This is a genomic window from Streptomyces sp. A 4/2, assembly GCF_940670765.1.
GTDB lineage: Bacteria > Actinomycetota > Actinomycetes > Streptomycetales > Streptomycetaceae > Streptomyces.
Genome location: NZ_CALNVW010000031.1, coordinates 168523 through 190650 on the forward strand (window position 1 = coordinate 168523; position 22128 = coordinate 190650).

The 22128-nt window shown below is 68.9% G+C and carries 18 protein-coding genes and 1 pseudogene; 13 read left to right on the forward strand and 6 right to left on the reverse strand.

Annotation, left to right across the window (positions count from 1 at the left end; genetic code table 11):
- Window positions 1–19: 19 nt before the first annotated feature.
- Together NBY69_RS23490 and NBY69_RS23495 are read right to left on the reverse strand one after the other, a co-directional pair.
- On the reverse strand, window positions 20–796 hold the full coding sequence (locus NBY69_RS23490) for an MIP/aquaporin family protein (RefSeq protein WP_250303278.1): 777 nt from the start codon (window positions 794–796) through the stop codon (window positions 20–22).
- A 250-nt stretch (window positions 797–1046) separates the two neighbouring features.
- On the reverse strand, window positions 1047–1811 hold the full coding sequence (locus NBY69_RS23495) for an IclR family transcriptional regulator (RefSeq protein ID WP_250303279.1): 765 nt from the start codon (window positions 1809–1811) through the stop codon (window positions 1047–1049).
- Between the two features lie 240 nt (window positions 1812–2051).
- On the opposite strand from NBY69_RS23495, the gene metH reads away from it, so the two are divergent.
- The 3 genes from metH (at window position 2052) to NBY69_RS23510 (ending at window position 8548) form a co-directional block, all read left to right on the forward strand.
- A complete protein-coding gene (gene metH / locus NBY69_RS23500; RefSeq protein ID WP_250303280.1) occupies window positions 2052–5567 on the forward strand; it encodes a methionine synthase in 3516 nt (1171 codons plus the stop codon).
- A gap of 181 nt (window positions 5568–5748) precedes the next feature.
- Window positions 5749–6462: an HAD family phosphatase gene (locus tag NBY69_RS23505; protein ID WP_250303281.1), complete on the forward strand. Its 714-nt coding sequence runs from the start codon at window positions 5749–5751 to the stop codon at window positions 6460–6462.
- 484 nt (window positions 6463–6946) lie between these two features.
- The gene (locus tag NBY69_RS23510; protein ID WP_250303282.1) at window positions 6947–8548 is read left to right on the forward strand and encodes an ABC transporter substrate-binding protein; all 1602 of its coding nucleotides are present in this window, start codon (window positions 6947–6949) and stop codon (window positions 8546–8548) included.
- 90 nt (window positions 8549–8638) lie between these two features.
- On the opposite strand, the gene NBY69_RS23515 is transcribed toward NBY69_RS23510, so the two are convergent.
- Together NBY69_RS23515 and NBY69_RS23520 are read right to left on the reverse strand one after the other, a co-directional pair.
- Window positions 8639–9313 carry a response regulator transcription factor gene (locus NBY69_RS23515; RefSeq protein WP_250303283.1) on the reverse strand — a complete coding sequence of 225 codons (675 nt, stop codon included), beginning with the start codon at window positions 9311–9313 and terminating at the stop codon, window positions 8639–8641.
- Window positions 9314–9408: 95 nt separating this feature from the next.
- Window positions 9409–10287: a RecB family exonuclease gene (locus NBY69_RS23520; protein WP_374211325.1), complete on the reverse strand. Its 879-nt coding sequence runs from the start codon at window positions 10285–10287 to the stop codon at window positions 9409–9411.
- A gap of 94 nt (window positions 10288–10381) precedes the next feature.
- Between NBY69_RS23520 and NBY69_RS23525 the strand changes: the two genes are divergently transcribed.
- The 3 genes from NBY69_RS23525 to NBY69_RS23535 all read left to right on the forward strand — a co-directional run bounded on the left by NBY69_RS23525 (window position 10382) and on the right by NBY69_RS23535 (window position 13333).
- Window positions 10382–11620: a site-2 protease family protein gene (locus tag NBY69_RS23525; protein ID WP_250303285.1), complete on the forward strand. Its 1239-nt coding sequence runs from the start codon at window positions 10382–10384 to the stop codon at window positions 11618–11620.
- A gap of 18 nt (window positions 11621–11638) precedes the next feature.
- Complete coding sequence (locus tag NBY69_RS23530) at window positions 11639–12586, forward strand: tRNA (adenine-N1)-methyltransferase (protein ID WP_250303286.1); 948 nt, start codon at window positions 11639–11641, stop codon at window positions 12584–12586.
- Between the two features lie 165 nt (window positions 12587–12751).
- On the forward strand, window positions 12752–13333 hold the full coding sequence (locus tag NBY69_RS23535) for a hypothetical protein (RefSeq protein WP_250303287.1): 582 nt from the start codon (window positions 12752–12754) through the stop codon (window positions 13331–13333).
- Window positions 13334–13337: 4 nt separating this feature from the next.
- Here the strand turns inward: NBY69_RS23535 and NBY69_RS23540 are convergent, their stop codons facing one another.
- Window positions 13338–13649, reverse strand: coding sequence for a ferredoxin (locus NBY69_RS23540; RefSeq protein ID WP_250303288.1), 312 nt, complete (start codon window positions 13647–13649; stop codon window positions 13338–13340).
- Window positions 13650–13890: 241 nt separating this feature from the next.
- On the opposite strand from NBY69_RS23540, the gene arc reads away from it, so the two are divergent.
- The 6 genes and pseudogenes from arc (at window position 13891) to prcA (ending at window position 19548) form a co-directional block, all read left to right on the forward strand.
- Window positions 13891–15657, forward strand: coding sequence for a proteasome ATPase (arc, locus tag NBY69_RS23545; protein ID WP_250303289.1), 1767 nt, complete (start codon window positions 13891–13893; stop codon window positions 15655–15657).
- A 235-nt stretch (window positions 15658–15892) separates the two neighbouring features.
- A complete protein-coding gene (dop, locus tag NBY69_RS23550) occupies window positions 15893–17404 on the forward strand; it encodes a depupylase/deamidase Dop (protein ID WP_250303290.1) in 1512 nt (503 codons plus the stop codon).
- 134 nt (window positions 17405–17538) lie between these two features.
- Window positions 17539–17757: a ubiquitin-like protein Pup gene (locus NBY69_RS23555; RefSeq protein WP_250303291.1), complete on the forward strand. Its 219-nt coding sequence runs from the start codon at window positions 17539–17541 to the stop codon at window positions 17755–17757.
- A 96-nt stretch (window positions 17758–17853) separates the two neighbouring features.
- Window positions 17854–17952 (forward strand): annotated as a pseudogene (locus tag NBY69_RS23560) (recombination endonuclease VII); the annotation flags it as partial.
- A complete protein-coding gene (prcB, locus tag NBY69_RS23565; protein WP_250303635.1) occupies window positions 17934–18749 on the forward strand; it encodes a proteasome subunit beta in 816 nt (271 codons plus the stop codon). The pseudogene NBY69_RS23560 and the gene prcB, both read left to right, overlap by 19 nt.
- Before the next feature lie 46 nt (window positions 18750–18795).
- Complete coding sequence (gene prcA / locus NBY69_RS23570; RefSeq protein WP_250303292.1) at window positions 18796–19548, forward strand: proteasome subunit alpha; 753 nt, start codon at window positions 18796–18798, stop codon at window positions 19546–19548.
- Window positions 19549–19662: 114 nt separating this feature from the next.
- Here the strand turns inward: prcA and NBY69_RS23575 are convergent, their stop codons facing one another.
- Window positions 19663–20631 carry a LacI family DNA-binding transcriptional regulator gene (locus tag NBY69_RS23575; RefSeq protein ID WP_250303293.1) on the reverse strand — a complete coding sequence of 323 codons (969 nt, stop codon included), beginning with the start codon at window positions 20629–20631 and terminating at the stop codon, window positions 19663–19665.
- 239 nt (window positions 20632–20870) lie between these two features.
- Between NBY69_RS23575 and NBY69_RS23580 the strand changes: the two genes are divergently transcribed.
- Entirely contained in the window at window positions 20871–22127 is a 1257-nt protein-coding gene (locus NBY69_RS23580; protein ID WP_250303294.1) for an MFS transporter, read from the forward strand.
- The last annotated feature ends 1 nt before the right edge of the window (window position 22128 follow it).

Sequence of the window (22128 nt, forward strand, 5' to 3'; positions counted from 1 at the left end):
GGTCGTCAGTACCGGGGGCTCACGCGAAGGCGAGGTTGTAGAGACCGCCTGCGAGAGCGCCGCCTATGAGCGGTCCGACGACGGGTATCCACGCGTACGTCCAGTCGGAGCTGCCCTTGTTGGGCAGCGGCAGCAGCGCGTGGACGATGCGCGGGCCGAGGTCGCGGACCGGGTTGATGGCATATCCGGTCGGGCCGCCGAGCGAGAGGCCGATGGAGACCACGACGAGTGCGGTGATGAGCGCGCCGAGGGTGCCCAGCCCGTTGCCGTTGTTGTTCAGCCCCTGGGTGAGGATCGCCAGGACCAGCACCACGGTGCCGATGATCTCGGTCGCCAGGTTCTGTACGACGTGACGGATCTCCGGTGCGGTGAAGAAGACACCGCCCACGGGGCCGGGGCCGGGCTCCGCCTTCGTGACGCGCTTCGCCTGCGCGGCGATCTCGGGGTCCCGCAGGTGCGCCTGGAAGTGTCCGTAGTACGCGACCCAGACGAGCACCGCGCCGATCATGGCGCCGAGCAGCTGCGAGCCGAGGTACAGCGGCACATCGCTCCACTTGGTGCCGCCCTCGATGGCGAGGCCGATGGTGACCGCCGGGTTGAGGTGGGCACCGGAGACGCCGCCGGCCAGGTAGGCGCCGGTCAGTACGGCGAAGCCCCAGCCGAACGTGATGGCGAGCCAGCCCGCGTCCTTGGCCTTCGAGCGCTTGAGCGTGACCGCGGCGCACACACCGGCGCCGAGCAGTATGAGTACGGCGGTACCGATGGTCTCGCCGATGAAGATGTCGGAGCTGGACACCCGCGACTCCTTTGTCCTTCGTCCAGGGGAAGCCGGACACCGGTTTCCTCCGGTCGTCCGCGCCCTCAGGTGAGGGCGTTGCCGGCCCTTGGCGCTGTCACACCTTAACGCGTATTTCCGGTAAGTGTTCGACAATGCCGACCGATGAACGGCAGTTTTCTCCTCCGAGTCGACAAAGGTCAAGAGGCTGTGACGGGAAACTCGAACACAGCTCCGGAAAGGTTCCTCCGGTACGCCGAGGGGGGAGCGCTCAGAAGCGGCTGGCGCCCAGATCGCGGGAGACGGAGCGGGCGCAGTCGCGCACCGCGGCGATGAGTTCGGGGCGCAGTTCCCCGTCGGTGCAGACCCGCTCGACGGCGCCGGTGACGGCTATGGCGCCGACCGGCATCCTGCGCCGGTCGTGGATGGGGGCGGCCACCGAGGCCACGCCCTCCCAGGTCTCCTCGATGTCGGATCCCCAGCCGCGTGCTCTCGTCAGGTCCAGTACGGACTCGAACTCCGTGAGGTCGCTGACGGTCCGTGGGGTGAAGCTCTTGCGTTCGGTCTCCAGGACCTCGCTGTGTGCCACCGGGTCGAACGCCGAGAGCACCTTGCCCAGCGCGCTGGAGTGCAGCGGCTGCATGGCCCCGACCTCCAGGACCTGGCGGCTGTCGTCGGGGCGGAAGACGTGGTGGACGACGAGGACGCCGTGCTGGTGCAGCACGCCCAGGTAGACGCTCTCGCCGCTGGAGCGGGCCAGGTCGTCGGTCCATACGAGCGCGCGGGCCCGCAGCTCGTGCACGTCCAGATAGCTGTTGCCCAGCCGCAGCAGCTCGGCCCCCAGCTGGTAGCGGCCGGACGCCGCGTCCTGCTCCACGAAGCCCTCGTGCTGGAGTGTGCGCAGGATGCCGTGGGCGGTGCCCTTGGCGAGGTCGAGCGAGGAGGCGATGTCGGACAGGCCGAGTCTCCGCTCGCCGCCGGCGAGCAGCCTCAGCATCGCAGCCGCCCGCTCCAGGGACTGAATGTTCTTCGCCATTGCTCGGCCACCCTCCACACTGTTCGGCAATGCTGAACACTATCGGTCGATGTCGACCCAGTGTCACCCGGAGCAGGGCCGGCCGGTAGCTGACCGGTTCCGCGCTACCCGGGCGGGGGAAGCCGTCCGCCCCGTGGGACACCGCACCGGCCGAGCGCGGTCCCCGTTACCCTGGCCAGGTGCGCCATCCTGCCGGAGGGCGCAAAGCCGACAGCCGTCGCATCCCAGGGAGTACATTCCATGGCCTCGTTGCCGACCCCTTCCGCTGACAGCCGGACCCGGGCAGACGCCCTCCGTGAGGCACTCGCCACCCGTGTGGTGGTGGCGGACGGTGCCATGGGCACCATGCTCCAGGCACAGGATCCCACCCTTGAGGATTTCCAGGATCTGGAAGGCTGCAACGAGATCCTCAACGTGACCAGGCCGGACATCGTCCGCTCGGTCCACGAGGAGTACTTCGCGGTCGGCGTGGACTGCGTGGAGACGAACACCTTCGGCGCGAACCACTCGGCGGCGAACGAGTACGAGATCGCCGACCGGATCGTCGAGCTGTCCGAGGCGGGCGCCCGCATCGCCCGCGAGGTCGCCGACGAGTTCGGTGCCAAGGACGGCCGGCAGCGCTGGGTCCTCGGCTCGGTCGGCCCCGGCACCAAGCTCCCGTCGCTCGGGCACATCACGTACGACGTGCTGCGGGACGGTTACCAGCAGAACGCCGAGGGCCTCCTCGCCGGTGGCGCGGACGCCCTGATCGTGGAGACCACACAGGACCTGCTGCAGACCAAGTCCAGCCTCATCGGCGCACGCCGGGCGATGGACGCCCTGGGCATCGACGTGCCGCTGATCTGCTCGCTCGCCTTCGAGACGACCGGCGTGATGCTGCTCGGCTCCGAGATCGGCGCCGCGCTGACCGCCCTGGAGCCGCTGGGCATCGACCTGATCGGCCTGAACTGCTCGACCGGACCGGCCGAGATGAGCGAGCACCTGCGCTATCTGGCCCGCCACTCGCGTACGCCGCTGATGTGCATGCCGAACGCCGGCCTGCCCGTGCTGACCAAGGACGGCGCACACTTCCCCCTCGGCCCCGAGGGCCTGGCGGACGCGCAGGAAGCGTTCGTGACCGACTACGGCCTGTCCCTGATCGGCGGCTGCTGCGGTACGACGCCCGAGCACCTGCGCCAGGTCGTCGAGCGGGCCCGCGCGCTGACCCCCACCCCCCGCGACCCGCGTCCCGAGCCGGGCGCCGCCTCCCTGTACCAGACCGTGCCGTTCCGTCAGGACACGGCGTACATGGCCATCGGTGAGCGCACCAACGCCAACGGCAGCAAGAAGTTCCGCGAGGCCATGCTGGAGGCCCGCTGGGACGACTGCGTGGAGATGGCCCGCGACCAGATCCGCGAGGGCGCGCACATGCTCGACCTCTGCGTCGACTACGTGGGCCGCGACGGCGTGGCCGACATGTCCGAGCTGGCCGGCCGCTTCGCCACCGCATCGACCCTGCCGATCGTGCTGGACTCCACCGAACTCCCCGTCCTGCGGGCCGGGCTGGAGAAGCTGGGCGGCCGGGCCGTCCTCAACTCGGTCAACTACGAGGACGGCGACGGCCCCGAGTCCCGCTTCGCCAAGGTCACCGAGCTGGCGGTCGAGCACGGCGCCGCGCTGATCGCGCTGACCATCGACGAGGAGGGCCAGGCCCGCACCGTCGAGCACAAGGTCGCCATCGCCGAGCGGCTGATCGAGGACCTGACCGGCAACTGGTCGGTACGCGAGTCGGACATCCTCATCGACACCCTGACCTTCACCATCTGCACCGGGCAGGAGGAGTCGAGGGGCGACGGCGTCGCCACCATCGAGGCCATCCGCGAACTCAAGCGCCGCCACCCGGACGTCCAGACCACGCTGGGCCTCTCCAACATCTCCTTCGGCCTCAACCCGGCCGCCCGCGTCGTCCTCAACTCCGTCTTCCTCGACGAGTGCGTGAAGGCGGGCCTGGACTCGGCGATCGTGCACGCGTCCAAGATCCTGCCGATCGCCCGCCTGGAGGAGGAGCAGGTCGAGGTCGCCCTCGACCTGATCTACGACCGCCGCGCCGAGGGCTACGACCCCCTGCAGAAGCTCATGGAGCTCTTCGAGGGCGTCAACATGAAGTCGATGAAGCAGGGCAGGGCCGAGGAGCTCATGGCGCTCCCGCTGGACGAGCGCCTCCAGCGCCGCATCATCGACGGCGAGAAGAACGGCTTGGAGGCCGACCTCGACGAAGCGCTCCAGGACCGTCCGGCCCTGGACATCGTCAACGACACCCTCCTGGAGGGCATGAAGGTCGTCGGCGAGCTCTTCGGCTCCGGCCAGATGCAGCTGCCGTTCGTGCTCCAGTCCGCCGAGGTCATGAAGACCGCGGTGGCCCATCTGGAGCCGCACATGGAGAAGACGGACGACGACGGCAAGGGCACCATCGTGCTGGCCACCGTCCGCGGCGACGTCCACGACATCGGCAAGAACCTCGTCGACATCATCTTGACCAACAACGGCTACAACGTCGTCAACCTCGGCATCAAGCAGCCCGTCTCCGCGATCCTGGAAGCCGCAGAGGAGCACAAGGCCGACGTCATCGGCATGTCCGGCCTCCTCGTCAAGTCCACGGTGATCATGAAGGAGAACCTGCAGGAGCTCAACCAGCGCAAGATGGCGGCCGACTTCCCCGTCATCCTCGGCGGCGCCGCACTGACCAGGGCGTACGTCGAGCAGGACCTGCACGAGATCTACGAGGGCGAAGTCCGTTACGCCCGCGACGCCTTCGAGGGCCTGCGCCTGATGGACGCCCTGATCGGCGTCAAGCGGGGTGTCCCCGGCGCCGTACTGCCCGAGCTCAAGCAGCGCCGGGTGCCCAAGCGCGACACCGCCGCCGTACTGGAGGTCCAGGAGCCCGAAGGCCCCGTCCGCTCGGACGTCTCCACCGACAACCCGGTCCCGGAACCGCCGTTCTGGGGTACCCGCGTCGTCAAGGGGATCCAGCTCAAGGAGTACGCCTCCTGGCTGGACGAGGGCGCGCTCTTCAAGGGGCAGTGGGGGCTCAAGGAGGCCCGCAAGGGCGAAGGCCCCACCTACGAGGAGCTGGTGGAGAGCGAGGGCCGCCCGCACCTGCGCGGCTGGCTGGACCAGCTGCACACCAAGAACATGCTGGAGGCCGCCGTCGTCTACGGCTACTTCCCCTGTGTGTCCAAGGGCGAGGACCTGATCCTCCTCAACGAGGACGGCAGTGAGCGCACCCGCTTCACCTTCCCGCGCCAGCGCCGCGGCCGTCGGCTCTGCCTGGCGGACTTCTTCCGCCCCGAGGAGTCCGGCGAGAGGGATGTGATCGGCCTTCAGGTGGTCACCGTCGGTTCGAGGATCGGCGAGGCCACGGCCGAGCTGTTCGAGGCCAACGCCTACCGCGACTACCTCGAACTGCACGGTCTCTCCGTGCAGTTGGCGGAGGCGCTCGCCGAGTACTGGCACGCCCGGGTGCGCTCCGAACTCGGCTACGCCGGTGAGGACCCCTCGGACGTCCAGGACATGTTCGCGCTGAAGTACCGCGGTGCGCGCTTCTCGCTCGGCTACGGCGCCTGCCCCGATCTGGAGGACCGGGCGAAGATCGCCGAACTGCTCCAGCCCGAGCGGATCGGCGTGCACCTCTCCGAGGAGTTCCAGCTGCACCCCGAACAGTCCACCGACGCGATCGTGATCCACCACCCCGAGGCGAAGTACTTCAACGCCCGGTAGGGATCCCGCCCGGATGGTGCCGGACCCGTACCGCGCGGTGCGGCCGGGCGCCGGTGTCGGGACCGATGGCGGGGCGCGCCCGGCCTTCCGGACGTACACTGGTCGGTCCAGTGCGGGCCGGTCCTCTCCCCGGCAGGGGGAGGGGGACCGGCCCTCATGTCCCTCCAGGAGGTGTGCCCGGATGACCAGTACGGTCCCTGCGCTCAGTACCCGTATGGCCGAGGACTCCGTCCTGCAGGCCGTCTTCCTCGACATGGACGGCACCCTGGTGGACACCGAGAGGTTCTGGTGGGAGGCCGAGGTCGAGGTCTTCGCCGGTCTCGGGCACCAGCTCGACGAGGGCTGGCAGCATGTCGTGGTGGGCGGGCCGATGACCCGCAGCGCGGGATACCTCATCGAGGCCACCGGCGCGGACATCACCCTTCCCGAGCTCACCGTGCTGCTCAACGACGGCTTCGAGGCGCGTATCTCGCGCGGCGTCCAGCTGATGCCGGGAGCCATGCGACTGCTCACCGAGCTGGCCGCCCACCGCGTGCCCACCGCCCTGGTCTCCGCCTCGCACCGGCGCATCATCGACCGGATCCTGATGTCGCTCGGCCCGGACAACTTCTCGCTGACGATCGCGGGTGACGAGGTCACGCGTACGAAGCCGCACCCGGAGCCCTACCTCGCCGCCGCAGCCGCTCTCGGGGCCGATCCCGCGCGCTGCGCCGTCATCGAGGACACCGCGACCGGGGTGGCGGCGGCCGAAGCCGCGGGCTGCCGGGTGGTGGCGGTGCCCTCGGTCGCACCGATCGCCGCCGCGGACGGCCGGATGGTCGTGGGATCGCTGGAAGAAGTCGATCTGGAATTCCTCAAGGCCCTGGTCAACGGAATGCACCGGGACGGATACTGACCGTGTTTCTTTCGCTTTGACGTGAATCGGTGCCCGTCGACCTTGTGTTTTTCATGTGCGCGCGAGAGCAGTTGGCGCTTTGCGAAAGACCGGGCGGGAGTGACGTTCGTCACCTGGCGAGGCGTCGACACGGACTCATGCGCGTGCTGTCGCGCCGGAGCTCCGCTCTGCACATGCCCATGTGTCCCGATTGGTGAAGCGGTGCGTGAATCATTTCGGTGGTCGAATATGGACGCTCCGCTATTCGTGAAGATGATGTGGATACGGCTCAAGTCGCCCCCGTTCCAGGTTTCCTGACGTTCCCCACTAATCTCGTGGCGAGAACTTCGCCGTACACTTCCGTGCCCCCTGCGCCCGCAAAGCTGACGGGAACACTGGACCGATCGCTCTGTACCCGGCCCGATCGCCCCGCCCCGAACGGGCGGCAGCGGCGGAGTGTCTGTACATCGCTGTATCCCAGTGCCGGATGAGGAGAACGTCCAGAATGAACCGCAAGACTCTGGTGCTGCCGGCCATAGCGGGCCTGCTCACTCCGGTACTCGCCGCGTGCGGCAGCACGGACAGCGGTGGCGGAGGCGGCAAGCCCATCGTCGTGGGCATCACGGACTCCTTCGTGGCCACCAAGAAGGCTCCGGCGCCGCTCGACCCCGCTTACACCTATGACACGGGCGCCTGGAACATCCTGCGCCCCACTCTCCAGTCACTGATGCAGATGCCGCGCGGCGGCGGCCTGCCCATCCCGGACGCCGCCTCCGGCTGCCGGTTCACGGACAGCGAGAACGAGAGCTACCGCTGCAAGCTGCGCAGCGGCCTGGAGTTCTCGAACGGCCACCGCCTCACGGCCGCCGACGTGAAGTACTCCCTGGACCGCGTCACCCACATCCACGACCCGAACGGGCCGGCCGGTCTCTTCGACAACATCGACACCATCGAGCCGGTGAGCGATCGGGAACTGGTCTTCCACCTGAAGACCCCGGACGCCACTTTCCCGTACAAGCTGGCGACCCCGGCCGCGGGCATCGTGGAGAAGGCCGCCTACGCGCCGAACAAGCTGCGCAACGGCTTCGAGATCGACGGCTCCGGCCCGTACACCTTCAAGGCGGAGGTCAGGAACAACCGCCTGGAGAAAGCGGTCTTCACCAAGAACCCCCGGTACAAGGGGGCGTTGAAGCTGCAGAACGACAAGGTCGAGATCCGGTCCTTCACCGGCGCCGCGGCCATGGGCGCGGCGCTGAAGTCGGGGAAGGTCGACATGATGACCCGCGCCATCTCCCCTGAGCAGATCAAGGAGTTCTCCGCCGGATCGTCGCCGGACATCAACTTCGTCGAGAGCCAGGGTCTGGAGATCCGCTACCTCGGCTTCAACACCAATGACCCGTCGGTGAAGAACAAGGCGGTCCGCCAGGCGATGGCCGCACTCGTCGACCGCGGCCAGATCGCCAGCCAGGTGTACGGCGCGACGGCCGAGCCGCTCTACTCGCTGATCCCCACCAGCGTCGGCGGGCACACGAATTCGTTCTTCAACAAGTACGGCGATCCGAGCAGGGCCGAAGCCACCCGGATCCTGCGCAACGCCGGGATCACCGACAAGGTGCGGCTGACGCTGCATTACACGAACGACCACTACGGCCCGAATACGGCGAAGGAGTTCGCGCTGCTCAAGAAGCAGCTGAACGCGTCCGGGCTCTTCGACATCACGATCCAGGGCACCCAGTGGGATCAGTTCCGTCCCGCGGAACTGCACGGTGACTACGCGGTCTACGGCATGGGCTGGTTCCCGGACTTCCCCGACGCGGACAACTTCATCTCGCCGTTCCTCAGCAAGGGCAACTTCCTCAACCTGCCCTACGCGAACAGCACCATCCGCGACAAGTACATCCTGGATTCCCGGCGGGCCTCCGACCGCACCACGGCCGTGATCCCCCTCCAGAAGATCCAGGACATCGTCGCGGACGACGTCCCTGTGCTGCCGCTCTGGCAGGGCAAGCAGTACGTCGCCGCCCGCGACGACCTGACCGGGGTGGAGTGGGCGCTCAGCAACTCGTCCGCCCTGCAGATCTGGGAACTCGGCCGGGGCATCAGCTGACCTGTCCGGCCCCGGACGCCGACGGGTGTCCGGGGCCCCTCACAGGCCGGAACTCACGGACCGGACCTCACGCCTGGGCGCCGCCGGGTGTCACTGCTGGGCGCCGGGGCGCACCAGCCCGCTCTCGTACGCGTACACCGCGGCCTGGACCCGGTCGCGCAGCCCCAGCTTCGTCAGCACATGCCCCACATGGGTCTTCACCGTGGTCTCGCTGACGAACAGGTCGGCGGCGATCTCCGCGTTCGACAGGCCGCGCGCGACCAGCTTCAGCACCTCGACCTCACGCTCGGTCAGCGTGTGCAGGGTGTTGGGCACGGGATCCTCGCCGGACGGCAGGTGGTCCGCGTACTTGTCGAGCAGCCGGCGGGTGATGCTCGGCGCCAGCATCGCCTCGCCCCCGGCGACCACCCGGATCGCCTGGACGAGTTCGTTGGCGGGGGCGTCCTTCAGGAGGAAGCCGCTCGCACCGGCGCGCAGCGCCTCCACGACGTACTCGTCGAGGTCGAAGGTGGTCAGTACGAGAACCTTCGCGGGGCCGTCCCGGCCGGGGCCGGTGATCTGACGGGTCGCCTCGACCCCGTCCATCCGGGGCATCCGGATGTCCATCAGTACGACATCGGGCTGAAGCGCCCGGACCTGGTCGAGGGCCTGCAGACCGTCCCCGGCCTCGCCGACCACCGCGAGGTCCTGCTCTGCCTCCAGGATCATCCGGAAGCCGGTGCGCAGCAGCGGCTGGTCGTCGACCAGTAGGACGCGGATCGCCACGGGATCTCCTTCGATAGACCAGCCCCATTCTGCCCTGAGCGGCCCGCCCGGACTCCTGCGGGGCGTATCGCCGGACGGCCGGGGAACGGCCCGGCTCAGGCGGGCTCGGCCGCCCGGACTACCGTCAGGGGGTACACCGGAGGCGTACCGCCGAATTCGGGACAGACCGCCTGGTGGTCGCACCAGCCGCACAGCTTGGTCGGCCGCGGCTGCCAGTCGCCCGTCTCGGTGGCCTTCTTGATCGCGTCCCACAGTGCGAGCAGCTTGCGCTCGACCCGCTCCAGATCGGCCTCGACCGGGTCGTACGTCACCACCTCGCCGTTCCCCAGGTACACCAGATGGAGCCGGCGCGGCACGATCCCCTTCAGCCGCCAGACGACCAGCGCGTAGAACTTCATCTGGAACAGCGCGCCCTCCGCGTACTGCGGACGCGGCGCCTTCCCCGTCTTGTAGTCGACGATCCGCACCTCGCCGGTCGGTGCCACATCCACCCGGTCGATGATGCCGCGCAGCCGCAGCCCCGACTCCAGCTCCGTCTCGACGAACAGCTCGCGCTCGGCCGGTTCGAGACGGGTCGGGTCCTCCAGCGTGAACCACCGCTCGACCAGCGACTCGGCCTCCGAGAGCCACTGGGCCAGCTGCTCGCCCCCGGCGTCCTGCGCGAACAGCTCGGCCAGCTCCGGCTTGGCGGCGAGAAGCCGGTCCCACTGGCCGGGAACCATCGCTCTGGCACGCGGAACCGTCCGGTCCGCAGCCGGGTCGTCGAACATCCGCTCAAGCACCGCGTGCACCAGGGTGCCGCGCGTCGCCGCCGGGCTGGGCTTCTCCGGCAGCTTGTCGATCACCCGGAACCTGTACAGCAGAGGGCACTGCATGAAGTCGCTCGCCCGCGACGGCGAGAGAGACGTGGGCTGCTGGGCGGTAGTCATGCTCCAGACCCTACGACCCGCCACTGACACAGAGCCGCATACCATCGACGGTAGGCCCCCTCGCACTGCATGATCAGGACATCGCGGTAAGCAGCGATGGAGAATGGTCCGAGGGACACGAAGGATACGAAGGGACATCGTGGACGAGAGCGGCGACAGCGGGCGCCCGCAGTCCGGCGCGGACGGGCCCGGCCCCGGCTCCGCGCCCGAGGGCGGCAAGCCGCAGCGCCGGGACGCGCCGGGCGGCGGGATCCTGATGGGCCGCCCCTTCGGGGTCCCGGTGTACGTCGCACCCAGCTGGTTCCTGGTGGCCGCGCTCATCACCTGGGTCTTCGGCGGCCAGCTCGACCGCGTCCTGCCCGAACTGGGCAATCTCCGGTACCTGGTCTCGCTCTTCTTCGCGGTCGCCTTCTACGCCTCCGTACTCGTCCATGAACTGGCACACACCGTGGCGGCCCTGCGCTTCAAGCTCCCGGTGCGCCGCATCCAGCTGCAGTTCTTCGGCGGCGTCTCGGAGATCGAGAAGGAGTCGGACACCCCGGGACGGGAGTTCGTCCTCGCGTTCGTCGGACCGCTGCTCTCCCTCGTGCTCTCCGGTGTCTTCTACCTCGGCATGAAGGCCGTGGAGCCCGGCACGGTGCCGGGTGTGCTGCTCGCGGGACTGATGATCTCCAACCTCATCGTGGCGATCTTCAACCTGCTGCCCGGCCTGCCGCTGGACGGTGGCCGGATGCTGCGCGCGGTCGTCTGGAAGATCACCGGCAACCCGATGAGCGGCACCGTCGCCGCCGCCTGGTTCGGCCGGGCGCTCGCCGTCTCCGTACTCATCGGCCTCCCGCTGCTCACCCACACCGGCTCCGACGCCGACGTGGGCGGTATGGAGACCGTGATGGACGCGCTGCTCGCCGCGATCCTCGCGGCCATCATCTGGACCGGTGCGGGCAACAGCCTGCGGATGGCCCGGCTGCGCGAACACCTCCCCGAGCTCCGCGCCCGCACGCTCACCAGGCGCGCCGTCCCCGTCGAGACCGGCACACCGCTCTCCGAGGCGCTGCGCCGGGCCAACGAGGCCGGAGCGCGCGCACTGGTCGTGGTGGACAGCCACGGCGATCCGACAGCCCTGGTCAGGGAAGCGGCCATCGTCGGCGTCCCCGAGCACCGGCGCCCCTGGGTCGCCGTGAGCGGGCTCGCCCAGGACCTCACCGAGGGCATGAAGGTCCCGGCCGAACTGGCCGGCGAGGCGCTCCTCGACAGGCTGCGGGCCAGCCCGGCCACCGAGTACCTGGTGGTCGAGGAGAGCGGCGCGATCTACGGAGTCCTCTCCACCGCCGATGTCGAACGTGCCTTCGTCCAGGCGATGGCGCGACCGGGTTCCTGAGGCCGGTAGGCTGCTCGTATGTCCGAACCGACCGGTGCCGCCCGCCGACGTGGGCCCTTCAAAGTCGGGGACCAGGTCCAGCTCACCGACCCCAAGGGACGCCACTACACCTTCACGCTCGAAGCAGGAAAGAATTTCCACACCCACAAGGGTTCTTTCCCGCACGACGAGCTGATCGGTGCCCCCGAGGGCAGTGTTGTCCGTACCACGGGGAACGTCGCCTATCTCGCGCTGCGCCCCCTGCTCCCCGACTTCGTCCTGTCCATGCCCCGCGGCGCTGCCGTGGTCTATCCCAAGGACGCGGGCCAGATCCTGGCCTTCGGCGACATCTTCCCCGGCGCACGGGTCGTCGAGGCGGGAGTGGGCTCCGGCGCACTCAGCAGCTTCCTGCTCCGCGCCATCGGCGAGCAGGGCATGCTGCACTCGTACGAGCGCCGTGAGGACTTCGCCGAGATCGCCACCCAGAACGTGGAGCGCTACTTCGGTGGCCCGCACCCGGCCTGGCAGCTGACCGTCGGCGACCTCCAGGACAATCTGTCCGACACGGACGTCGACCGTGTGGTGCTGGACATGCTGGCTCCCTGGGAATGCCTGGAGGTCGTCTCCAAGGCACTCGTCCCCGGCGGCATCCTCTGCTGCTACGTCGCCACCACCACCCAGCTCTCGCGCACCGTCGAGTCCATCAGGGAGATCGGCTGCTTCGCCGAGCCGCAGCCCTGGGAATCGATGGTCCGCAACTGGCACGTCGAAGGCCTGGCCGTCCGTCCCGACCACCGGATGATCGGCCACACCGGCTTCCTGGTCACCGCCCGGCGCCTCGCCGACGGTGTGGAGGCCCCGCTGCGCCGCCGCCGCCCGTCCAAGGGTTCGTACGGCGATGACTACTCCGGACCAGGAGCGACCGCCTCCCGGGCGAAGTCCGGTGCGGAATCCGGGGGAGAAGCCGACCCCGTGACCGAAGCCTGACCGGTACAACGCACGGACGCCGCCGCCGAGTTCCCTCCGCACGAAGGGGAACTCGGCGGCGGCTTCTTTATGTTGGCCGTACGGACCCCGCCGTTCCGAACTCCTGTGACGTGTGGCACCATTCTGGCCACCCCCTCCGGTACTGCCCCACAGGAGACCTCCCGCGTGCAGCCCTCCGCGCTCCCGGACCTTGCGCTCCCGGACCTCGCGCACACCCGGACCAGTCCGGTCCACTGGCTGGCCACGGCCACCGCGATGGCCGCCGTCGTCGCCGTGGCGGGCGTGCTCACGCCCGGCCCGGCCACCGCCTCCCAGCCCGATCCGAAACCGGCCACCGCGGCGGCGCCCGACGCGGCAGCCGCCACCTTCCCGCTGGACTGCGGAAGTGTGGGAACGGTCGTCACGAAGAAGGCGGTGGGCGACCTCGACCGCGACGGGAACCCCGAAACGGTGGCCGCCGTGCGCTGCGACGCGGGATCGGGGACGCCGCCGAGCGGGATCTACGTCCTCACCCGGTCGAAGGCCGGGAACGGCCCGCCACGGGTCGTCGCGACGCTGGTCGCCCCGTCCGAGCAGCAACAGGTCGGTGCTCTCGCCGTGGAGGGAGGCGCGGTGACCGCGACGCTTCTCGGCTACTCCTCGCCCGACGTGCCGCGCTGGAAGCCCGATGTGCGGCAGCAGGCCAAGTGGCGCTGGCAGGGCGGGAAGTTCGTACGCTCGGCGCCGTCCCAGGCGCGGAGCGTATGACGCGTCACCCGGCAGCGGGGCCGTAGACCTCGACGCTGTCCGAAACGCGGCGCACATGAATGCAGTCGCCCGGACACTCCTTGGCGGAGTCCACGACGTCCTGGAGGAGCGGCAGCGGCACGGGCGTTGTGGCTCCGGTCTCCTGCAGCAGCTCGTCGTCGGCGCTCTTCACGTACGCCAGGCCGTCGATGTCGAGCTCGAAGACCTCGGGCGCGTACTGGGCGCAGATACCGTCGCCGGTACAGAGGTCCTGGTCGATCCAGACCTCTAGCGCCTGTGCGGCGTCACCGGTGGGAGCCTCGTCCTGCACGGTCATTTCTCCTGCCGTTCCTGCGCGGTTGAACCAATTGAAGCCAGCCCTGACGGGTGTTGAACACTTCGACGATACAACCGGCCGCTTTCCGATGTTGATGGGTGGGTATTCCCAAGGCGTGAGGGAGTACGCAAGGGTGAAGATCAGACACACCCCGACGGTCTTTGTGATCTAGGGGTTTCAATCACCAGCCGCCCAGGTAGGGTCAGGAAGCGTCCAGCTCCCCTTGGAGGAGGTGAGGACCGTGGCAGCCCACGACGATGACATCAACCGCGGCATCCGGCCCGCGCGAGGGTCTGAGGACCCCGCCGGCCAGGTTGCCTATCTCGAGCAGGAAATCGCCGTCCTGCGCCGCAAGCTCGCCGACTCTCCGCGTCACACGAGGAATCTCGAAGAGCGGATCGTCGAGCTGCAGACCAACCTGGCAGGCGTGTCCGCGCAGAACGAGCGGCTCGCCAATACGCTCCGCGAGGCCCGCGACCAGATCGTGGCTCTCAAGGAGGAGGTCGACCGGCTCGCACAGCCGCCGGCCGGCTTCGGTGTCTTTCTGCAGTCCAACGAGGACGGGACGTGCGACATCTTCACCGGGGGCCGCAAGCTCCGGGTGAATGTCAGTCCCAGCGTCGAGCTCGAAGAGCTCAGGCGCGGCCAGGAAGTCATGCTCAACGAAGCGCTCAACGTGGTCGAGGCCATGGAATTCGAGCGCGCCGGGGACATCGTCACCCTCAAGGAAGTACTTGAGGACGGCGAGCGCGCCCTGGTGGTCGGGCACACCGACGAGGAACGGGTGGTGCGGCTCGCCGAGCCTCTGCTGGACATCACCATCCGCCCCGGCGACGCCCTGCTGCTCGACTCCAGGTCCGGTTACGTCTATGAAGTGGTGCCGAAGAGCGAGGTCGAGGAGCTCGTCCTCGAAGAGGTCCCGGACATCGACTACGACAAGATCGGCGGTCTGGGCGACCAGATCGAGTTGATCCGCGACGCGGTCGAGCTGCCCTACCTCCACCCCGATCTGTTCAAGGAACACGAGCTGCGGCCGCCGAAGGGCATCCTGCTCTACGGCCCGCCCGGCTGCGGCAAGACACTCATTGCCAAGGCCGTCGCCAACTCCCTTGCCAAGAAGGTGGCCGAGGTCACCGGCCAGCCCGCGGGGAAGAGCTACTTCCTCAACATCAAGGGCCCCGAGCTCCTCAACAAGTACGTCGGTGAGACCGAGCGGCACATCCGCCTGGTCTTCCAGCGCGCCCGGGAGAAGGCGAGTGAGGGTACCCCCGTCATCGTCTTCTTCGACGAGATGGAATCCCTCTTCCGCACCCGTGGGTCAGGCGTCAGCTCGGACGTGGAGAACACCATCGTCCCGCAGCTCCTCGCCGAGATCGACGGGGTGGAGGGCCTGGAGAACGTCATCGTCATCGGTGCCTCCAACCGTGAGGACATGATCGACCCCGCGATCCTGCGGCCGGGCCGGCTCGACGTCAAGATCAAGATCGAGCGTCCGGACGCGGAGGCCGCGAAGGACATCTTCGCCAAGTACCTGCGGTCCTCGCTGCCGCTGCACACGGACGATCTGGCCGAGCACCGGGAGAACCCGGAAGACACGGTGAGCGGCATGATCCAGTCCGTCGTGGAGCGGATGTACACGGAGTCCGAGGAGAACCGGTTCCTCGAGGTCACGTACGCCAACGGCGACAAGGAAGTTCTGTACTTCAAGGACTTCAACTCCGGCGCGATGATCCAGAACATCGTCGACCGGGCCAAGAAGATGGCCATCAAGGCCTTCCTGGACCAGGGACAGAAGGGTCTCCGGGTCTCCCATCTCCTCCAGGCGTGTGTGGACGAGTTCAAGGAGAACGAGGACCTGCCGAACACCACCAACCCGGACGACTGGGCCCGAATCTCCGGCAAGAAGGGCGAGCGGATCGTCTTCATCCGCACCCTCGTCACCGGAAAGCAGGGCGCGGACACCGGGCGTTCCATCGACACGGTGGCCAACACCGGTCAGTACCTGTAAATGGCAGGGCGGCTGCGGGGCTCCTCGACGGGTCCCGCAGCCGCCGTGTTTTCCGGCCTTCGGCCGCAGGAACAGCAATGCCTGTAATGATCTCCCCACCGGCGCAACGGCGTTCTAAGGTCTTCGGTACCACCGGGTCGCGCAGCGCGGGGAGGGGTGACCGCGCACGCACCGGAGAACCAGCGGTACTTGAGCGACGTCCCCGCAAGGGGCGCTGCCGGGCAAGGAGGGCCGCATGACCGTACGGCGAGTAATGGGCATCGAGACGGAGTACGGCATCTCCGTCCCGGGTCACCCGAACGCCAATGCCATGCTCACCTCGTCCCAGATCGTCAACGCCTACGCGGCGGCGATGCACCGGGCGCGCCGCGCCCGCTGGGACTTCGAGGAGGAGAATCCGCTGCGGGACGCGCGAGGGTTCGACCTCGCCCGGGAGACCGCGGACAGCAGCCAGCTGACGGACGAGGACATCGGCCTGGCCAATGTCATCCTCACCAACGGCGCCCGGCTCTACGTCGACCACGCGCACCCCGAGTACAGCTCGCCCGAGATCACCAACCCGCTCGACGCCGTGCTCTGGGACAAGGCCGGCGAGCGCGTCATGGCGGAGGCCGCGGAACGCGCGGGCGAGGTACCCGGTGCGCAGCCGATCCATCTGTACAAGAACAACACCGACAACAAGGGCGCCTCGTACGGGACGCACGAGAACTACCTGATGAAGAGGGAGACCCCCTTCTCGGACATCGTGCGCCATCTGACACCGTTCTTCGTCTCCCGCCAGGTGGTGACCGGCGCGGGACGGGTCGGAATCGGCCAGGACGGCCGTGAGCACGGCTTCCAGATCAGCCAGCGCGCGGACTACTTCGAGGTCGAGGTCGGCCTGGAGACCACGCTCAAGCGGCCCATCATCAACACCCGTGACGAGCCGCACTCGGACGCCGAGAAGTACCGCAGGCTCCATGTGATCATCGGTGACGCCAACCTCGCGGAGATCTCGACGTATCTCAAACTGGGGACGACGTCCCTGGTGCTCGCGATGATCGAGGACGGCTTCATCAATGTCGACCTCGCGGTCGACCAGCCGGTGCGCACCCTGCACCAGGTCTCGCACGATCCGACCCTGCGGCAGCTCATCACGCTGCGCAGCGGGCGCACCCTCACCGCGGTACAGCTCCAGATGGAGTATTTCGAGCTGGCGCGGAAGTACGTCGAGGAGCGCTACGGCGTGGACGCCGACGAGCAGACCAAGGACGTCCTCGGCCGGTGGGAGGACGTGCTGAACCGGCTGGAGAACAACCCCATGAGCCTCTCCGGGGAGCTCGACTGGATCACCAAGCGGGAGATCCTGGAGGGCTACCGCCGCCGGGACGGTGTCGACTGGGACGCGGCCAGGCTCCACCTGGTGGACCTCCAGTACGCGGACGTACGGCCCGAGAAGGGGCTGTACAACCGTCTGGTGGCCCGCGGGAAGATGAAACGGCTCCTGGACGAGCCGGCCGTCGCACGGGCCCGGACGAGCCCGCCCGAGGACACCAGGGCGTATTTCCGCGGTCGCTGTCTGGAGCAGTACGCCGACGACGTGGCCGCCGCCTCCTGGGACTCGGTCATCTTCGATCTGCCGGGTCATGACTCTCTGCAACGGGTGCCCACCCTGGAACCCCTGCGGGGGACCCGTAACCACGTCAAGGAGCTGCTGGACCGCTGTCGTACGGCAGAAGACCTGGTCCGGGTGCTCTCCGGAGGCTGAAAGGGCCCGCACTGGGGAATCATCGGGGTAGGCCCCGGACGTTGTGGAAAGTACGGGGCCGATGTCGGACCCCGCTTGTAGGGTCTGATCAAGAGGGCCTGAACCAGTACATCGAACCGAGCGGGGTGAGGTAGATGGCGACCAAGGACACCGGCGGCGGACAGCAGAAGGCGACGCGCTCGACCGAGGAGACCGAGGAGCAGGCGCCCGAGGCGCAGGGCTCGGAGGACCTCAAGGAGCGCCAGGAGAAGCTGTCCGACGACGTGGACGACGTTCTGGACGAGATCGACGACGTCCTGGAGGCCAACGCCGAGGACTTCGTGCGCTCGTTCGTTCAAAAGGGCGGCGAGTAACGGCTGTTGTCCGTGAGCCGGTGCGGTCGGCGGAAGCCGACCGCACCGGGGCGGATGACCCGTGCGGGCACGGGTAAGGTCCGTGCACAGTCGCAAGATCGGCCCGGCCCCAGAAGGGGGGCCGCCGCCTATCCGGAAGGAAACGCGTGGAAGCCAACCCTCGTAGCACCGGGCGTCTGCCGGCCGCCTTCCTGACGCCGGGATCCTCTTCGTTCATGGACTTCCTGTCCGACCACTCGCCGGAGATCCTGCCGGGCAGGCGTCCGCTGCCGCCCACCCAGGGGCCGATCGAGGCGCCGCACGGGACGACCATCGTCGCTGCGACCTTTCCCGGCGGGGTCGTCCTCGCCGGTGACCGGCGCGCGACCATGGGGAACATGATCGCGCAGCGCGACATCGAAAAGGTCTTCCCGGCCGATGAGTACTCGGCGGTCGGGATCGCGGGCACGGCCGGTCTCGCCGTCGAGATGGTCAAGCTCTTCCAGCTGGAACTGGAACACTTCGAGAAGGTCGAGGGCACCACCCTCTCGCTGGAGGGCAAGGCGAACCGGCTCTCCACGATGATCCGCGGCAATCTCTCCATGGCCATGCAGGGCCTCGCCGTGGTCCCGCTGTTCGCCGGTTACGACGTCGACCGCGAGAAGGGCCGGATCTTCTCGTACGACGTCACGGGCGGGCGCTCGGAGGAGCACGGCTACGCCTCCACCGGCTCCGGTTCGATCTTCGCGCGCGGCTCGATGAAGAAGCTCTACCGCGACGACCTGACGGAGCAGCAGGCCACCACCCTGGTCGTACAGGCCCTGTACGACGCGGCCGACGACGACTCGGCGACCGGGGGGCCCGACGTGGCCCGCCGTATCTACCCGATCGTCACGGTCATCACCGACGAAGGCTGTCGCAGGCTGACCGAGGCGGAGGGGTCCGAGCTCGCCCGCGCGATCCTGGAGCGGCGTCTCGAACAGCCCGACGGTCCGCGCGCCGAGCTGCTCTGAGGCCCTTCCGATGCACTCGTCACTGACAGAAAGGGACGGATAGCCGGTGTCGACGCCGTTCTATGTCTCACCCCAGCAGGCCATGGCCGACCGGGCGGAATACGCCCGGAAGGGCATCGCCCGTGGTCGCAGCCTGGTTGTGCTGCAGTACGCCGACGGCATCGTGTTCGTCGGCGAGAACCCGTCCCGTGCGCTGCACAAGTTCAGCGAGATCTACGACCGGATCGGCTTCGCCGCCGCCGGTAAGTACAACGAGTACGAGAACCTGCGGATCGGCGGGGTGCGCTACGCGGATCTGCGTGGATACACCTACGACCGCGACGATGTGACGGCCCGTGGCCTGGCGAACGTCTACGCGCAGACGCTGGGCACGATCTTCTCCAGCGCGGCCGAGAAGCCGTACGAGGTGGAGCTGGTCGTCGCCGAGGTCGGTGCCGAGCCGGACGGGGACCAGATCTACCGGCTGCCGCACGACGGATCGATCGTGGACGAGCACGGTTCGGTCGCGGTCGGCGGTAATGCCGAGACGATCAGTACCTTCCTCGATCAGCGGCACCGCGAGGGGATGACCCTCGCCGAGGCGCTGAAACTGGCGGTCCAGGCCCTTTCCAGGGACACCAACGGAAGCGAGCGGGAGATTCCCGCCGAGCGTCTCGAAGTGGCCGTCCTGGACCGCACACGGCCGCAGAAGCGGAAGTTCAAGCGCGTCGTCGGCCGTCAGCTCTCCAGGCTGCTCGCCGCGGACGACGCTGCGACGGCGAAGACGGACGCGCCGTCCGACGAGGACGAGGACGAGTAGCCCAGCAGACTCCGTCCGTGCCCGGACGAGTGCCCCGGACCGCAGTGGCGGTCCGGGGCACTCGCCGTTACGGGCCGGTGGCCGCGGACTCCGGTACCTGGCGGGACGCCGTCCTCATTCCGCCGCCCGCGCGGTCGATCCGCGGACGAGCAGCTTCACCGGCAGGTCGTCGCTCTCGTACCGGCGGCCGTCCAGCACGGCGAGGAGCGCCGTCATGCCGCGCCGGCCGATCTGTTCGGCGGGGAGCGCCACCGTGGTGAGTTCCGGCTCGACGGCGGTCGCCAGCGCCAGGTCGTCGAAGCCGGTCACGGACAGATCCTCGGGAATCCGCAGCCCCAGTCGCCGGGCCGCCTTGCAGGCACCCGCGGCCAGGATGTCGTCGTCGCAGATCACGGCGGTCGGCCGGGGGCCGGCGCAGGTGAGTGCCGCTTCGGTGGCCTGCCGTGCGGCATCCACGTTCAACGGGGCGGTGACGCCGCGGACCTCGGTACCGCGCAGCGCGGTCCGCAGCGCGTCCGCACGCACGTCGAAGGTCCAGGAGTCGATCGCCGGTGCGAGGTGGACGAACCTGCGGTGGCCGAGGGCGAGCAGATGGTCCGTCACCTGTCGCATGCCGTCGCCGATGGCCAGGTTCACATGCGCGGATGCGCCCTCCTGGGCCGGATCGCTGTCCAGCATCACCAGGGGCAGATCGGATCCCTGGATGGCGGCCAGTGCGCCGACGGCCATGGAGGAGGCGATGACCCCGTCCAGCGCGGTCCGCGCCGAGGCGAAGGGATCCCTTGCCGGCCCCACTCCGTCGGGTGACGGGTACAGCACCACACCGAAACCGTGTTCGGCGGCGGTGGCCTGCGCGCCCGTGTAGACGCGGGCGAAGAATTCGGTGGTCAGCGCGGGGACGACCAGCAGTGCGGTGCGGGTACTGCCCAGCCGGAGATTGCGGGCTGCGAGATTGGGGCGGTACCCCAGCTGTCCGGCCGCTTCGCGCACCACGCCCGCAGTGCGTTCGGAGACCCGGCCACGCCATTTGCCGCCGAGCACCAGCGAGACCGTGGCCTGCGAGACACCGGCCGCGCGAGCCACGTCACGACTGGTCGGGCGGGCCGGAACCACCGGTTCCCCGCCCGTCGCTCGGGCGTCCGCCGGGACTTCCGCCGGGACCTCCACTGGGACCTCCACTCGGGCCGGGGTGCGGCCGGTTCCTGCTGCGGCCGTCTGGACCCGCGGTCTGCGCACATGGTACGTATAACCCGGACGTTATACGTAACACTCCAGCGGTACCGGGAACCACCGGATGCCGGCCGGAAGACAAGGGGCGGATCATGGCCGCGGGCTACGCGGAACTCTTCGGCACCAGACACGTGACGCGCCTGCTCACCGGAACGCTCGTCGGGCGGCTGCCGAACGCGACAGCCGCCATCGCCGTGGTGCTCTTCGTCCGCGCGGAAGGCGGCAGCTACTCGCTCGCCGGCGCGCTCTCCGCCGTCTACGGGCTGGCCACCGCGGTCGGCCAGCCGCTGCTGGGCCGGGCCGTCGACCTGTACGGGCAGCCGCGCGTGCTGCTCCCGTCCGCGGTCGTCTCCGCGCTCGGGATGGTGCTCTTCGCCCTCGTCGGCACCGATCCCCTCCCGCCGGCCGTCGTCGCGATGCTGATCGCGGGCCTGTTCACGCCACCCCTGGAGGGCGGCCTGCGCGCCCTGTGGCCCAGCGTCCTGAAGGGTGAGGACCGGGTGCATGCCGCCTACGCGATGGACGCCGTGGCCCAGGAGGTGATGTTCACCGTCGGCCCGCTGCTGATCACCCTGGCGGTGTCGCTGTGGTCCGAGGCGACCGCTCTGATCGCGGTCAACGCCCTCGGCGCACTGGGGGCGCTCTCGGTCGTCGTGTCCGAGCCCTCCCGTACCTGGCGCTCCGCGCCCCGCGAGGCCCACTGGCTGGGCGCCCTCCGCTCACGCGGACTGCTCGCACTGCTCGGCGCCTTCTTCTTCGTCGGTCTGGCTCTGGGCTCGATCACGGTGGCCGCGGTCGCCTACGCCGACGCGCACGGCGGTGACGCGACGTACGGCGTGCTGATGGCCGCGATCGGTCTCGGCGCACTCGTCGGCGGGCTGCTGTACGGCGCGCGCCAGTGGCCCGGTACGGCGGAGAAACGGCTGCGGGTCATCGTGGGCTGCCTGGCGCTCGGGTATCTGCCGCTGATGCTGGTGCCCGGGGTGACCGCGATGGCCGTCCTGATGACGGTGGCCGGAGTCTCCCTGGCGCCCGCCATCGCCTGCGCGTTCATCGTCGTCGACCGGCACGCCCCGCGCGGCACCGTGACCGAGGCGTTCTCCTGGCTGGTGACCACGTTCGGCGTCGGCGCCGCGCTGGGAACGGCCGTTGCCGGACCGGCCGTGGAGAGCGGCGTGGCCGCAGGGTTCGCGGCGGCGGGCGCCGGAGGGATCGCCGCTCTGCTCGTCCTGCTCCTCACGCAGCGGGTCCTCGCAGTTCCCGGCGGTCCGGGCTCCGCCGTGGCTGCTTCCGAAAATGATCGAAACGGGGCCGTCGAACCCGGTTTCAGGACAGGCCATCAGGCGTAAT